This window comes from Dyella silvae (assembly GCF_026421305.1).
Lineage (GTDB): Bacteria > Pseudomonadota > Gammaproteobacteria > Xanthomonadales > Rhodanobacteraceae > Dyella > Dyella silvae.
Genome location: NZ_JAPJBQ010000004.1, coordinates 1 through 13781, shown reverse-complemented (window position 1 = coordinate 13781; position 13781 = coordinate 1). Strand labels below are relative to the sequence as shown.

Here is a 13781-nt window from a genome sequence, read left to right as displayed (position 1 = left end):
GGGCGACGGAGCTGAGAGGACACATGAACGCCAAAGAGGCTATATCGACCCTGCAGTCGCAGATGGAGGGTTCCATCATCGGGCAGCACGACCTGATTCGTCAGATGATCGTCGGCCTGTTGGCGAACGGACACCTGTTGTTGGAGAGCCTGCCGGGTCTCGCCAAGACGCGGGCGGTCAAGAGCATGGCGAAACATCTCGACACCAAGATGAGCCGCATTCAGTTCACACCCGATCTGCTTCCGTCGGATATCACTGGCACGGAAGTGCTGCACCAACAGGGCGGGCAGAACATCTTTCAGTTCCAGCCCGGGCCCATCTTCGGCAATGTCATTTTGGCGGATGAGATCAATCGCGCGCCGGCCAAGGTACAGGCAGCGCTGCTGGAGGCGATGGAAGAACGCCAGATCACCGTGGCGGGCACCACGCACAAGATGTCTGATCTGTTCATCGTGATGGCGACGCAGAACCCCATCGAGCAGGAAGGCACGTATCCGTTGCCGGAAGCGCAGCTGGACCGCTTCCTGTTGAAAGTGCTGGTCGACTACCCGGACCGGGACAGCGAAATCGGCGTGCTGGAACTGGTGCGCAGCGAAGAGGTAGGCGCCTCACCGAGTGCCACCGGCGGACCCATGACGCGTATTGAGCCAGCGAGCATCTTTGCGGCACGAGGCGAGATCCACGGGCTGCATGTCGCCCCAGCCATCGAGCAGTACATCATGGCCTTGGTCGACGCCACGCGGCGTCCGGCCCAGTACGACAAGACGCTGGCGTCCTGGATACAAATTGGCTCCAGTCCGCGCGGGGGTATTGCGTTAGAGCGCACCTCGCGCGTCCACGCGTGGCTGGAAGGGCGCGGCCACGTGATACCGGAAGACGTACGCGCCATGGTCCACCCCGTGCTCCGCCATCGCATCATGCTTTCCTACGACGCCAGCGCCGAGGGCATTCGTGCCGATCAGGTGATCGACAGGATTCTGGAGCTGGTGGCCGTGCCGGCCTGAGGTGGCGAATGACCACGGTGCAAGCCAACGATATCGGCACGGTCTACGTGACACCCGCGCATCTGGCACGCATGGAGTACGACGCGCGTCGCCTGCGGGCCACGCCGCACCGTCCCCATCACAGTGTGCTGGCGGGCCGACATGCGTCGCGCCTGCGCGGTCGCGGACTTAATTTTGAGGAGATACGCGCCTACGTGCCGGGCGACGATGTTCGTCACCTCGATTGGAAGGTGTCGCTGCGCGTGGGGCATGCGATGGTGCGTTCGTACACCGAAGAGCGCGATCGGCCAGCGTTGTTCGTGGTGGACCAGCGCATGTCGATGTTCTATGGCACGCGCCGTGCGATGAAGTCGGTCGTGGCGGCAGAGGTGGCTGCGCTCGGTGCGTGGATGACCTTCCAGGCGGGTGACCGTGCGGGCGCCGTGGTGTTCGACGACAGCGAGATCCACAGCCTGCGTGCCCGTCGCAGCCGCGCCAGCGTGCAGGCGGTGCTGGGCGCGCTGGCGCGCAGCAACCAGGCGCTGCGCGCAGACAGCCCTCAACGCATCAATCCCGCGCAACTTGATGATGCGCTACGCGTGGCGCTCCATCTGGCCACTCACGATTACCTGGTCTTCATCGTGAGCGATTTCCTTGGAGCGGACGAAGAAACCTTGCAGCTCATCCGCGAGCTGAGGTCGCACAACGACGTCGTCGCCGCGTTGGTGTTCGATCCCTCGGCGCGGGCCATGCCGGATCGCGGCAAGATCGTCGTCACCGAGGGCGAGCTGCAGGTCGAACTTGATTTCGGCCGCAGGACCATTCGCGAGCCGCTGAGCACCATGTTCGATCAGCGCCTGCAGCAGACGGTGGAGCTGGTGCAGCGCTGTGGCGTGCCGGTGTTGGCCATCGATACCGAACAGCCCACGCTGTTGCAGATGGCGCGGATGCTGGGTCATTTCGCGCAGATACGGAGCTAGGCGCATGCTCTGGCTGACCGAACCCGCGAAGATGGCATCCATCGCCGATCTCAAGGAGATGGCCGCGCCGCCACCGGTTTCCTGGATGCCGCAGACCGCGGGCTGGTGGGTAATCGGTGGGATTATTCTGCTGGGCGTGTTGGCTTTTGCGTTCTTCCGATGGCGCAAATGGCGGCGCAATCGCTATCGCCGCGAGGCGCAGGTCGAGCTGGCCGCCATCGCGCGTGCCGTGGCCGATCCCGCTACGCGGGCGGAGGCGTTGACGGCGATCCCTTCGTTGGTGAAGCGAACGGTGCTTGCCTGGGCGCCACGCCGGGAGGTGGGGCCGATGAGCGGCGAGACGTGGCTGCATTACCTCGACGGCACCTATCCGGCCGGAGGCTTCACCCATGGCCCGGGCCGGCAGCTCGATGCGCTGGCCTATGGTCAGGGCACCATCGGCAACGACGAGCTTGCGGCGCTCATGACCTTGCTGCGGCAGTGGATCGACGGCCATGTTGCAGCTTGAGTATCCCTGGCTGTTGACGCTGCTGCCGCTGCCCTTGCTGGTGTGGTGGCTGCTGCCGCCGTTCGGCGAGCGCACCCGGGCGATCCGTGTGCCGTTCTTCGACGAGCTCGCACAGGCAACGGGATTGACGCCGGCGCGTGGCGCCGTTGTGCTGCGCGGCAATGGATTGCGTCGCGTGTTGGCGCCGCTGTGTTGGGTGCTGGTGGTACTCGCGCTGGCCAGTCCGCAGCGGCTCGAGCCACCGGTGGAGCGTATCGAGGCCGCACGCGATCTGCTGCTGGCCATCGATCTGTCCGGGTCCATGGCCACGCCGGATTTCCTTGATCCGCAGGGGCAGCGCATGTCCCGCCTGGATGCGGTGAAAGGGGTGGTGGATGACTTCATCAGCCGCCGCACCACGGATCGTATCGGGCTCATCGTGTTCGGTACGAACGCGTTTCCGCAGGCGCCATTGACGCTGGACCACGTGGCTGTGCGCGAACTGCTGGACGAACTGCGCGTAGGTATGGCGGGAGAGCAGACCGCCATCGGCGACGCCATCGGCGTTGCCGTGAAGATGACCGAGCACTCGCAACAGCGTGAGCGCGTGCTGATCCTGCTCACCGATGGCAATGACACTGCCGGCCGGATTCCTGCGGAGAAAGCTGCCGAAATCGCCAAGGCCAGCCATATCGTCATCCATACCATCGGCATCGGCGACCCTGAAGCGAAGGGCGAGAACCGGGTGGATCTGGATGCGCTCAAGCGCATCGCCGCCGCCACCGGCGGACGCAATTTCCGCGGCGAGAACCGCGAGCAACTGGCCGACATCTACGCCTTGCTCGATCGTATGACGCCCAGCAAGGTGAAGCATTCGGTCTACCGGCCCAAGATCAAGCTCTACTACGTGCCGTTGGGCGCAGCCCTGCTGTTGATGATGGCCTATCACCTGCTGATGCTCGGCATATGGGCGCCGATCGCGCGCAGGCGGGTCACGGGGTCGCTTTCGCCTGAGTCGTCGGAGGGTTGAGCGATGGATCAGGGCTTTCATTTCATTCGTCCATTGTGGTTACTGCTGTTGCCGCTCGGCCCCTTGCTGTTGTGGTGGTGGCAGCGGCGCAACGATCCACTGCAACGATGGAAGGGCATGATCGCGCCGCATCTGCTTGCGCATCTGGTAGTGGGCGATAGCAGTCACTGGCGTCCGCGCCCCATCCATTTCGTATGTGCCGCTATCGTCATCGGCAGCATCGCCTGCGCCGGTCCCACGTGGGAATTGGAGTCGCCGCCCTTTGCCGAGGACCGTGCCCCCTTGATGGTGGCCATGGATTTGTCGCCTGCGATGAATGCCATGGACGTCTCGCCGACACGGCTGGAACGCGCCAAGCAGAAGGTGCGTGACCTGATGGCGTTGCGCGTGGGTGGACGCACGGGCCTCATTGTCTATACGAACACCGCGCACATGGTGTTGCCGCCCACCGACGATGCGGCGCTGATGGAGATGTTTCTCTCAGCGCTGAGCACCGACCTGCTTCCGGCCAGAGGGCTCAATGCGGGGGCTGCGCTGGCGCTGGCCGACCGGCTGCTCGACGCGGAGAACGACCCCGGCACCATCGTGTTTTTCACCAGTGGTTTTGACGACACGCAAATTCCGGCCTTCGTTGCGCATCGCCAGCATTCGCGGCAACAAGTGCTGATGCTCGCGGTGGGCACGACCAGTGGCGGTCCGTTGCGCATGCCGAACGGCGGTGAACAGACCGAAGCGGACGGTTCCCCCGTGGTGGTAAAGCTCGACGACAGGGCACTTCAACGGCTCGCATCGCAGGCGCATATTCCGCTGGCGAGCATCACCACGAACAATGACGATATGCAGTGGGTGCAGCGCGAGGCCGTGCATCACCTGCAGATCGTGAATGACAAATCGTCCGTGCACTGGAAAGAGTACGGCTACTACTTGTGCTATCCGCTGGTACTCATCGCCCTGTTCTGGTTCAGGCGCGGCTGGATGGTGCGTTGGGTGTTCGTGCTCGGTTTCGTGGGGCTGGGTGCCATGCCGTCGCCAGCGGCCGCCGCCGACTGGCACGTGGCCGACTGGTTCTTCACCCCCGACCAGCAGGGGCGCTGGTACTACGAGCACCGAGAGTTCGGCCGCGCCGCCGAGCATTTCCAGAATCCTACCTGGAAGGCATGGGCGCTTTACCAGCATGGACGCTGGGACGAGGCTCAGAAGATCTTCGAGACGCTGCCAGGGCCGGATGCGAAGTTCATGTCTGGCAACAGCTATGCGCACCAGTTCGAGTACCAGGAAGCCAAGGACGCCTACAACGAGGCGTTGCGCATGCGCCATCCGTTCCCCGCAGCAGAGGCCAATCTCCGGTTGATGGACACGCTGATGAAGCAGCGCGCGGACGTGCCGCCTGAAACCAAGGACGAAGACACCACGCCCGACAAGGTGAAGGAAGATAAGGAAGGCAAGAAGGGCAACGAGAAGGAGACGGTGATGGGCAAGCGTCCCATCTCATTGCCAGCGGATGTGTGGATGCGCAACTTGAGCGTGTCGCCCGCGGAGTTCCTGCGTACCAAGTTCAGCATTGAGACCGGGCAGTCGGCGCGCCCTGCACCTGCACCCGCCACGAGCACAGCGGTGCCTTCGTCATGAGGGCGTGGTTGTTGTGCTTGCTGTGGCTACTCGCCGCCGTGGCTCATGCTGACGAGCCGGCGCCGGCATCGCCACCCATGCGTGTACGCGTGCATCAGGAACCTGCCGGCTCGCTGATGCAGGGCGAAACTACGCGTATCGTCGTCGACATGCTCACGCCGGATTTCTTTACCGATGCGCCGGTGTTACCTGAGTTGCATGTGGACGGTGCCTATCTGTCGCTTTCCGATGAAACGCCCGGGCATCTGGTGGAGACGGTCGACGGGCAGACCTGGTCCGGTGTGTCGCGCACCTATCTCATCACCCCGCTGATGTCGGGGCCGATGGAGATTCCCTCGTTCGAGATCACGGCCCGCATCGGTGCAGGACGCACTCCGGTCGCCGTGCAGACCCCGCCGCTTGCGCTGCAGGTACAGGCCCTGATCTTGCCAGCGGGCGTGACGGAGGGACTGATCGCCGACACAGTGAAGGTCACACAAACCGTGACGCCGGAAGACGGCAGTCTGCACGTGGGTGACACGGTGACTCGACGCGTTGAGATTTCCGCCGAAGGTGCCCCGGCGATGATGTTGCCGCCCACCGTCTTCGCACCCGTTGACGGGCTCACGTTGTATGCGGCGTCGCCCGTCACGCGCGATGCCGTCGACAATCACGGCGGGTTCGTTGGCGGTAGTCGCGTGGATACAGCCAGCTATGTCATCGACCATCGTGGCCGCTACACCCTGCCGCCGGTGACGGTGCGTTGGATGGACAGCCGCACGCGCGAGTGGCGCCAAAGCAAGGTTCCAGCAGTCCATTTTCATGCATGGTGGGGAAGCACGGACAAGCCGCGCTTTGCGCTGCCGCAGCGCGGTTTCATGCCGCGGCTGATCGAATGGCTGTCGAGCGACACGGGTATTGCCGTCATCGTGCTTGCCATATGGGCGTGGCTTGCGTGGCATTTCCGCGATGCGTGCCTGAGGTATTGGTATCAATGGAAGGCGTGGCGGTATCGCCGCCGTCACGCGGAGTCGGTTGCGTTCCGCGCCGTCCGCCGACAGCGCCACGCCGCATCGGCGGCCGTATTGGCCAGCGTGGTCGATGACTGGGTCCGGCGAGCGGCCGAGGATGGTGCCCCGGACAGCGTGGCGGCCTGGGCTGTTCGCTACGGCGATGTTTCCCTGCAGGCGCATTGGAACGCCTTGCAGGATGCGCTGTACGGGCAGGGCGCCTCGACGTGGCTGGCATCGGATCTCGTTGATGGGCTCACGGACGCCAGGCGTCGCTGGAAACGTGGCATGCGGCGATGGCAGCGCCGTCCCGCATTGCCTCCGCTGAACCCGGCGCCATGATCAGCGGCGTGGCGACATTCACAGCTTCATCGCACGTGGCGGCTACCATGCCCGCGCGAGACAGCGAGACACAGCATCCCAGGAAGGGATGTACGACAGACATAGCATGGGTATCGGGGAGAGAGGGATGGGCCGTTCCAGGAAGAGCCACGGCAAGCGCGCTGGCAAACCGGTTGCCGCGCCGGTAGCGCCCGCGGCCACCGCGCCGGTACCGGGCGCTCGTCATCGCTATTGGTGGTGGTTGCCGCTGGGCATGGCGGTGCTGGTACTTGTCCTGGTGGGCATCTGGTGGTCACGCATGCCTGTGCCGGGTGGTGCGATCACGCCGACCAGCGTGGCCTTGAACCCCGCACCCGCGGCTCCCGCGCTGCCAGCAGCGCACTATGTGGGTGCACAGGTCTGTGCTTCGTGCCACGCGAAGGAAACCCAGGCGTGGCAACAGTCCCATCACGCGCTGGCCATGCAGGTGGCCGATGAGAAGACCGTCGAAGGGCATTTCGAGGGTGCGCTGAAGCAGGACGGCGCCACCGCCAGTTTCTTCAAGCGCGACCATGCGTACTTCGTCAAGACCGACGGGCCGGACGGCAAGCCCGGTGAGTTCGAGGTGAAGTACACCTTCGGTGTTTATCCGTTGCAGCAATACCTGGTGGCCTTTCCCGATGGGCGCCTGCAAACGCTGCGTGCCTCGTGGGATGCGCGACCGGCGTCGGAAGGTGGGCAGCACTGGTTCAACATGTATCCGGGCGAGCACATCGACGTGCACGACACCTTGCACTGGACGCGACTGAACCAGAACTGGAACTACATGTGTTCGGATTGCCATTCGACGAATGTGCAACGCAACTACGATGTGGCATCCAATACGTTCAAGAGCACGTGGAGCGAGATCAATGTCGCCTGCGAGGCGTGCCATGGGCCGGGCTCAAGGCATATCGCCTGGGCCAATGGCGACACCGCCAAGAAACAAGGTGATGCCAGCATGGGGCTCACCATCGCACTGAACGAGCGCAAAGGCGCGCACTGGATTCCCAATCCGGTAACTGGCAGCCCCGTACGCAGCGCGCCGTTGGCTTCGCATCGCGAGGTGGAAACCTGCGCGGTTTGCCATGCGCGCCGCAGCATTATCGCCAAGGACACAGCGCCCACGGGGCGGCTGATGGACACCCATGATCCTGTGCTGCTGACCGAAGGGCGCTATCACGCGGATGGCCAGCAACTCGATGAGGTCTATGTGTACGCCTCGTTCCTGCAGAGCCGCATGTATGCCAAGGGCGTGACCTGTAGCGACTGCCACGAGCCGCATACCGGCAAGACCCGCGCCCAGGGCAATGCACTATGCGAGAGCTGTCACACGCCCAAGGTGTACGACACGGCCGAACACCATATGCACAAGGAAGGCAGTCCCGGCACGCAATGCGTGGCCTGTCATATGCCATCGAAGAACTACATGGTGATCAATGGGCGGCCGGATCATTCGATCCGCGTTCCCCGTCCGGATCTCACGCTCGCTTATGGCGTGCCCAATGCGTGCGCCAACTGCCACGCTGACAAGGGCGCAAAGTGGGCCGCTGACGCCATCGAGAAAGCGCACGGACCAGAGCGCAAGGGCTACCAGCATTTCGTGGAAGCGCTGGATGCCGGACGCCACGGCAAACCCGGCGCAGCGAATCTGCTGGCGACACTCGCAGGCGATTCGAGCTCGCCCATCATTGCGCGCGCTACGGCAGTGAGCGACTTGCAACATTACGCCAGTCCTGCGGCGGTGCCTGTCCTGCAGGCGGCGCTCGCCGATGCCGATCCGCTGATGCGTGCGGCAGCGCTGGAGGCCCTCGCCCGATTCCCCACCGACGTGCGTGGCCCGATGGCCGCGCCGTTGGCCGACGATCCCGTGCTGGATGTGCGTGTGAAAGCCGGCCGTGCGTTGGCCGGCGTGCCTGATGCGCAACTCGATAGCAGCCAGCGTGCCGCACGGGATCGCGCGTTCGCCACTTACGTGCAGGCGCAGGAGGCCGTGGCTGATCGGCCTGAATCCCACTTCGATCTGGGATTGGTCTATGCCGAACGTGGCGAGACCGCCAGGGCGGAACAGTCGTTTCGTCATGCGCTCAAACTGCAACCCGACTTCATTCCTGCTTATATCAACCTGGCCGATATGTACCGTTCGCAGCAGCGCGAAGATGATGCGGGCAAGGCGATTGACGAAGGTCTGCAGGTAGCCCCCGGCAACGCCAATCTGCTGCACGCCAAGGGCTTGTCATTGGTGCGACAGAACCAGCAGGCGGAAGCACTGCCGTGGCTGGCTCGTGCACATCAGGCACAGCCATCCAACGCCCGGTTTGCCTATGTCTACGGTGTGGCGCTGAATTCCGCAGGGCAGGGCGAGCAAGCCAGAAAGGTGCTCTCCGATGCGCTGCAGGCTGCGCCCTACGACGCCTCTCTGTTGTTTACGCTTGCCAGTATGGAGCGCGATGCGGGCCACCAGGAGCAGGCGCAGAGCTATGCGAAACGCCTGTTGGCGGTGGCCCCGAATTCGAATGAGGCACATCAATTGCTGGGCAGCATGGGAGGGAGTGGCCCGAAGTAAGCGCGACGGGCCGTTTGCCACGAGAACCCGTGATATCACGGGTTCCGGCGTCTATTTGCGGTCCAGCGAATACTTGCCGGGTCCGGTGATGCATAGCAACAGCAAGCCACCCGCAATGCTCACATTCTTGTAGAAATTGATCATGGCACCGATGCGTTCCGGGTCGTCCATGTTCCAGAACTGGTGGCCGATGATGGCAGCGGCCAGTGTGTAGAAGCCCAGCACCAGTGCCAGTGGCCGCGTGTAGAAACCAATGACGATGGCCATGCCCACCACAAATTCCATGATCACGGCGATGGCTGCCGAAAGCGTGGGTAGTGGTAACCCGGTGGACGCCATATAGCTGGCCGTACCAGAGAACCCCGTGAGCTTGCTCCATCCAAAGATCACGAACAGGATCATCAACAATATGCGTGCCAGGAGAAGCATGCCGTCCTTTCGGCCTTCCAGTAACGTATAACGCATGGTCGTTCTCCCATGAATCTACGTGACGCTTGCGGGCGGGTAGCCCGCGCCGGCTGCGGCCGCCAGGCGGCCGCCGTCGAGCACACTATATCGCGGGCGCAGGTCGGCGGCGCATTCCATCCTTTGGCGGTATGGCCGTCTACCTTACGGGAGTGTGACGGCACGACTTTGCTATTCGCAGGATCACGTTGAGAAATCCCGTCGCCCGGCGATAAGAACAGCAGCGCTCAGGCGTCTTCGGGGATGTCACTTTTGTAGCGATCGGCGGCGTGATCACGCGACAGGCTGGGCATCAGGCGCTGACGTGCAGCAACGTAGCGGTTCCAGTCCTCGTTATCCGGTAGCGAAGGGATCGTGACGACTTCGCCCTGGTCGTAACCCGCCAGCGCGGCATCCACCATTTCGTCCACTTCCATGATCGTGCTGGGCGGTATGGTTTCAGGTGTGCCGCCCGTGTGCTGCCAGATCTCGGTGCGTGTGATGCCTGGTAGTACCGCCTGCACGCGGATGCCGCGATGCCCGGCCTCTTTATGCAATGCCAGCGTGTAGTTGAGCAGGTAACTCTTGCTGGCGCCGTAAGCGCCATCGAACAGCTCCGGCGCCAGCGCAAGCACGGACGCGATGTTGATGATGCTGCCTCGCCCGCGTGCCAATAGCCGTGGCAGCATCGCTCCGATCAATCGCGTTGGCGCGACGATGTTGAGTTGAATCATCGACTCGGCCGTATCCGGCGACGCCTCGGCGATCGCTGTGCCGACCGCCATGCCGGCGCTGTTCAGCAGCCATCCAATGGTGTGATCGTCACCGAGCCGGCGCTCGACGCGCAGGCGATCCTGCGACTGGGTAAGGTCAGCCATCATCACTTCTGTCTTCACGCCGTATTCACGGGTTAAACGTTGAGCCAGCGCCTGCAACCGGTCCTGGTTGCGGGCGACGAGGATGAGGGGATGTCCGCGTTGGGCCAGACGGTCGGCGTAAGTGGCGCCGATGCCGGTGGAAGCGCCGGTGATGAGTACGGTGTCGCGGGGTTCTGCGAATGACATGACGCTGTCTCCTGCAGGTGGAGCGGCTTCCCGCCAAGGCGCCCCGCAAGGGGCCGGGGTACAAGCTTGCGTCCGCCGCGGCCGGTTGTCATTGCCGTCGTGGCTCCCTTGGTAGAACTACCTAGCGTACTTGGGTGGTTTTACGCTCGTCGCGAAGCGTCTCGTGGTTGAACATGCCCGCATGAAACACGTTGTCGCCATCCCTACAGAGCGTCTGGCTGTCCACCGGCAGATGGATTCCGATCTTCATCGGAACATCGTGGAGGGCTTCAGCACATTCGACGTGTCGATGGTGCTGACAGCCGCAACCGGATTTCAGCCAAGACCACCCTTAGGAGACTCATGATGAGCAAGTCACGCATTTCCCCGTCCTTCCTGCTTGGCGCCGCGATCGCCATGGCTTATGCCATGCCGATGGCGGCGTCGGCTCAGTCGCAGGCACCGGCGGCCGCATCAACCGTGACCAGCACCGCGGGCGAGTTGGTGCGCGAGGATCAGACGATCACCGCCAAAGTCGTCCATGTCGATCAGCAAAGCCGCTTCATCACGTTGAAGGGGCCCAACGGCAACGAAGAGACTGTTCTGGCGGGTCCGGAAGTGAAGAACCTCGCACAGCTCAAGGCCGGCGATTCGATTACGGCGCACTACCAGGCCGCGGTGGCCATACAACTGATGCCGGCGGACAGCGTTAAGGCAGGCGTCGATGTTCAGGGTGGTGCAGCTACCGCGCCGCAGGGCAGCAAGCCCGGGGTCAAAGAGGGCGATGCGATTACGGTGACCACGAAGCTCACGGCCATTGACCTCAAGAACAACACGATCACCTTGACCGGCGCTGATGGTCACTCGCGCGTGATTCACGTGAAGGATCCTGCTCGTCAGGCGGATCTGAAGAAGCTCAAAGTCGGCGATATGATGGTTATCACCTATGTGGAAGCGCTGGCTATCACAGTGACGCCTAAGACCAAGGCAAAGGGTTAAGCCCCCGGGCAGGAGGGGCGCTGCCGTCCCTCCTGTCGTCGCACACATGGCTGATGGTTCGCCGACGGGGCCGGCGAGCATTCCCTCATGGGCTCAAGCGAAGGTGCTGTGTGAGACATGTATAGACGCTGTTGATCGCGTGTCGTGGATGGCTTCAGAACATTCGACGTGTAGATGGTGCTGATAGCCAAAGGCGATTTCAGCAAAGACCACCCCAAGGAGACCCATCATGAGCAAGTCGCATCTTTCCCCGTCCTATCTGCTTGGCGCTGCCATCGCCGTTGCTCTTGCGATGCCCGTGGCGGTGTCGGCTCAATCACAGGCGCCCGCCTCCTCATCAACAGTGCATAGCGTTGCTGGTGAGCTGATGCGCGAGGACAAGACCATCACCGCCACCGTGACCAACGTGGATCACGAAAACCGCTTTGTCACGCTGAAAGGCCCCAAGGGTAATGAAGTGACCGTTGAGGCCGGCCCGGAAGTGAAGAATTTCGACCAGATCAAGGCGGGCGATCAAGTCACGGCACACTACCAGGCAGCCGTGGCTGTGCAATTGATGCCGGCGGACAGCGTCAAGCCGGGCGTGGAGGCCCAGAGCAACCGGTCTTCTGCCCCGAAGGGTTCACAACCCGGAGCCGAAGCTGGCCATGAGGTCACCGTCACCGCCAAGCTCACTGCGGTCGACACCAAGAACAACACCATCACCCTGACCGGTGGCGACGGTCACTCGCGCGTGATCGACGTGAAGGATCCTTCCCGTCAGGAACTGCTCAAGACACTCAAAGTCGGTGACATGGTGGTCATCACCTACGTGGAAGCGCTCGCTCTCACGGTGACGCCGAAGGCCAAGGCGAAGCCCAAAGGCTGAGCCGTTGGACGGGAGGGCTGCCTCGCGGCCCTCTCATCCTTATCGATATAGCTCATGGTTCGCCGATCGAACCGGCGAACGTCCCCTCATGCGGCTTACGAAAGGTGTTGCGTGAATCATGCAATGAGGTTTTTTGTTGCGTTGGGTTGGCTGGCGTGTCCGCTCATGGCTTCGGCACAACAGGGCCCGGTATTCACTATCGTCAAGGGCAGACTTCAGCAACGGGCGAACGGTGTGCTCGCGCTGATGGGGTACTCACAAACGCCGGATGTCACTTCTGGCGCGCTATCCATCAAGAGCGCCGCCACCAATGATCCTGCTTTCAACAACACGTCGCTGGGCGGTGGTTTCACAGTGAGCGACAGCGTGCCGATCTATCTGGAAGGTACGTTGGGTTATGCGCGTTACGATCCGCGCTTCATCGCTTCCGATGGCGTGGAAAGCCGCGAGCTGCCCACGCGCTGGAACAGCGTCATTGGCACGGTTGGCGTGGGCTGGGATTTTCATCTGACCCATGATCTGGTGCTTCGCCCGATCGTCAACGGTAGCTATGGCCGCGTCAAAAGCGATGCCTCCATAGGCAGCCTCTACATTACCAATCACACCAATATTGATCTCGACTTCCTCGCCCACGGTCATCTGGACGCGGCGGGCATGGGTGGTTCGCTGATGCTCGATTACGAGCACTACGTGGAAGCCTATGAGGTGGATGTGGAATTGCGTTACACCAACATCTATCTGCACAGCGTCAACGATTCATCGCGTGTTGTCACCGGCAGCTCGCGCAATGAGAACGCCAGTTTGTGGGCTCGTTATCGCGCACCAACGGGTTGGCATGCCCTCGGGCGACCGGTGCGTTATGTATTGGAATTTGCGCATACCTCGTATTTTGGGCAGGACGCGGATGTGGTGGGTTTCAACCATCTCACTTCGGTGGGTACGGGGTTGGAGTTGGATACCAGCAAGTATCACCCGCTGTGGATTTCACGGGCGCGGGCGGTGGTGCGTTATGTGTTTGGGCAGAATGTGCAGGGTGTGTCGTTGGGATTGGCGGTGACGTTTGATTGATGGTGGGAAGTGTTTTGTGAACTGGGCGTTGCCAGCTTTTTGTTCCCTCTCCCCTGTGGGGAGGGGGTTGGGTGCTCGCGACGAAACTTATTCCCCTCAACGTCATCCCAGCGAAGGCTGGGATCCAGTGCCTTTGCTCCTTCGCTGTAACGTAGCGATACGGCGACCTGGCTCGCCTGCGGCGGGCTTCCGACCTCCTGCCGGAGGCCGGGTCACTTCTCTTTGCGTGGCCAAAGAGAAGTAACCAAGAGAAAGGCCACCCCGATGGCGCGCCTTCCGGGCGAAGCCCGGAAGGTTCGCGGGCGGGTTACGGGGTTTTTCGACAGGACATCCCT

Annotated in this window: 13 protein-coding genes; 10 read left to right on the top strand and 3 right to left on the bottom strand. The window is 62.6% G+C overall.

Annotated features, from left to right (window positions below; all coding sequences use genetic code 11):
• Positions 1-23: 23 nt before the first annotated feature.
• The 7 genes from OQE56_RS11215 to OQE56_RS11185 all read left to right on the top strand — a co-directional run bounded on the left by OQE56_RS11215 (position 24) and on the right by OQE56_RS11185 (position 9024).
• Positions 24-1004 carry an AAA family ATPase gene (locus tag OQE56_RS11215; RefSeq protein WP_267224381.1) on the top strand — a complete coding sequence of 327 codons (981 nt, stop codon included), beginning with the start codon at positions 24-26 and terminating at the stop codon, positions 1002-1004.
• A gap of 8 nt (positions 1005-1012) precedes the next feature.
• Positions 1013-1963, top strand: a complete 951-nt coding sequence (locus tag OQE56_RS11210; protein WP_267224379.1) for a DUF58 domain-containing protein — start codon at positions 1013-1015, stop codon at positions 1961-1963.
• A gap of 4 nt (positions 1964-1967) precedes the next feature.
• The gene (locus tag OQE56_RS11205) at positions 1968-2471 is read left to right on the top strand and encodes a DUF4381 domain-containing protein (RefSeq protein ID WP_267224377.1); all 504 of its coding nucleotides are present in this window, start codon (positions 1968-1970) and stop codon (positions 2469-2471) included.
• Positions 2458-3480: a VWA domain-containing protein gene (locus OQE56_RS11200; RefSeq protein ID WP_267224376.1), complete on the top strand. Its 1023-nt coding sequence runs from the start codon at positions 2458-2460 to the stop codon at positions 3478-3480. The genes OQE56_RS11205 and OQE56_RS11200 overlap by 14 nt, the downstream gene beginning before the upstream one ends.
• A 3-nt stretch (positions 3481-3483) precedes the next feature.
• Positions 3484-5109 (top strand): VWA domain-containing protein, encoded by a 1626-nt coding sequence (locus OQE56_RS11195; RefSeq protein WP_267224375.1) that lies wholly within the window; start codon positions 3484-3486, stop codon positions 5107-5109.
• Entirely contained in the window at positions 5106-6440 is a 1335-nt protein-coding gene (locus tag OQE56_RS11190) for a hypothetical protein (protein ID WP_267224374.1), read from the top strand. Before OQE56_RS11195 ends, OQE56_RS11190 begins: the two co-directional genes overlap by 4 nt.
• Before the next feature lie 127 nt (positions 6441-6567).
• Entirely contained in the window at positions 6568-9024 is a 2457-nt protein-coding gene (locus tag OQE56_RS11185) for a tetratricopeptide repeat protein (protein WP_267224373.1), read from the top strand.
• 51 nt (positions 9025-9075) lie between these two features.
• Here OQE56_RS11185 and OQE56_RS11180 read toward each other — a convergent pair whose 3' ends face one another.
• The 3 genes from OQE56_RS11180 to OQE56_RS11170 form a co-directional block, all read right to left on the bottom strand.
• The gene (locus OQE56_RS11180) at positions 9076-9489 is read right to left on the bottom strand and encodes a DoxX family protein (protein WP_267224372.1); all 414 of its coding nucleotides are present in this window, start codon (positions 9487-9489) and stop codon (positions 9076-9078) included.
• A 227-nt stretch (positions 9490-9716) separates the two neighbouring features.
• A complete protein-coding gene (locus tag OQE56_RS11175) occupies positions 9717-10532 on the bottom strand; it encodes an SDR family NAD(P)-dependent oxidoreductase (RefSeq protein ID WP_267224370.1) in 816 nt (271 codons plus the stop codon).
• Between the two features lie 121 nt (positions 10533-10653).
• The gene (locus OQE56_RS11170) at positions 10654-10782 is read right to left on the bottom strand and encodes a hypothetical protein (protein WP_267224369.1); all 129 of its coding nucleotides are present in this window, start codon (positions 10780-10782) and stop codon (positions 10654-10656) included.
• Between the two features lie 95 nt (positions 10783-10877).
• On the opposite strand from OQE56_RS11170, the gene OQE56_RS11165 reads away from it, so the two are divergent.
• The 3 genes from OQE56_RS11165 (at position 10878) to OQE56_RS11155 (ending at position 13446) form a co-directional block, all read left to right on the top strand.
• On the top strand, positions 10878-11510 hold the full coding sequence (locus OQE56_RS11165; protein ID WP_267224368.1) for a hypothetical protein: 633 nt from the start codon (positions 10878-10880) through the stop codon (positions 11508-11510).
• Positions 11511-11739: 229 nt separating this feature from the next.
• Positions 11740-12378: a hypothetical protein gene (locus tag OQE56_RS11160; RefSeq protein ID WP_267224367.1), complete on the top strand. Its 639-nt coding sequence runs from the start codon at positions 11740-11742 to the stop codon at positions 12376-12378.
• A 165-nt stretch (positions 12379-12543) separates the two neighbouring features.
• Positions 12544-13446 carry a hypothetical protein gene (locus OQE56_RS11155; RefSeq protein WP_267224366.1) on the top strand — a complete coding sequence of 301 codons (903 nt, stop codon included), beginning with the start codon at positions 12544-12546 and terminating at the stop codon, positions 13444-13446.
• The last annotated feature ends 335 nt before the right edge of the window (positions 13447-13781 follow it).

Excerpts from the sequence above, each read along its gene's own strand:
- OQE56_RS11190 (WP_267224374.1), top strand. The coding sequence starts at position 5,106 with ATGAGGGCGTGGTTGTTGTGCTTGCTGTGGCTACTCGCCGCCGTGGCT.
- OQE56_RS11215 (WP_267224381.1), top strand. The coding sequence starts at position 24 with ATGAACGCCAAAGAGGCTATATCGACCCTGCAGTCGCAGATGGAGGGT.
- OQE56_RS11170 (WP_267224369.1), bottom strand. The coding sequence starts at position 10,782 with ATGAAGATCGGAATCCATCTGCCGGTGGACAGCCAGACGCTCTGTAGG.
- OQE56_RS11185 (WP_267224373.1), top strand. The coding sequence starts at position 6,568 with ATGGGCCGTTCCAGGAAGAGCCACGGCAAGCGCGCTGGCAAACCGGTT.
- OQE56_RS11180 (WP_267224372.1), bottom strand. The coding sequence starts at position 9,489 with ATGCGTTATACGTTACTGGAAGGCCGAAAGGACGGCATGCTTCTCCTG.
- OQE56_RS11155 (WP_267224366.1), top strand. The coding sequence starts at position 12,544 with ATGGCTTCGGCACAACAGGGCCCGGTATTCACTATCGTCAAGGGCAGA.
- OQE56_RS11205 (WP_267224377.1), top strand. The coding sequence starts at position 1,968 with ATGCTCTGGCTGACCGAACCCGCGAAGATGGCATCCATCGCCGATCTC.
- OQE56_RS11165 (WP_267224368.1), top strand. The coding sequence starts at position 10,878 with ATGAGCAAGTCACGCATTTCCCCGTCCTTCCTGCTTGGCGCCGCGATC.
- OQE56_RS11195 (WP_267224375.1), top strand. The coding sequence starts at position 3,484 with ATGGATCAGGGCTTTCATTTCATTCGTCCATTGTGGTTACTGCTGTTG.
- OQE56_RS11200 (WP_267224376.1), top strand. The coding sequence starts at position 2,458 with ATGTTGCAGCTTGAGTATCCCTGGCTGTTGACGCTGCTGCCGCTGCCC.
- OQE56_RS11210 (WP_267224379.1), top strand. The coding sequence starts at position 1,013 with ATGACCACGGTGCAAGCCAACGATATCGGCACGGTCTACGTGACACCC.
- OQE56_RS11175 (WP_267224370.1), bottom strand. The coding sequence starts at position 10,532 with ATGTCATTCGCAGAACCCCGCGACACCGTACTCATCACCGGCGCTTCC.
- OQE56_RS11160 (WP_267224367.1), top strand. The coding sequence starts at position 11,740 with ATGAGCAAGTCGCATCTTTCCCCGTCCTATCTGCTTGGCGCTGCCATC.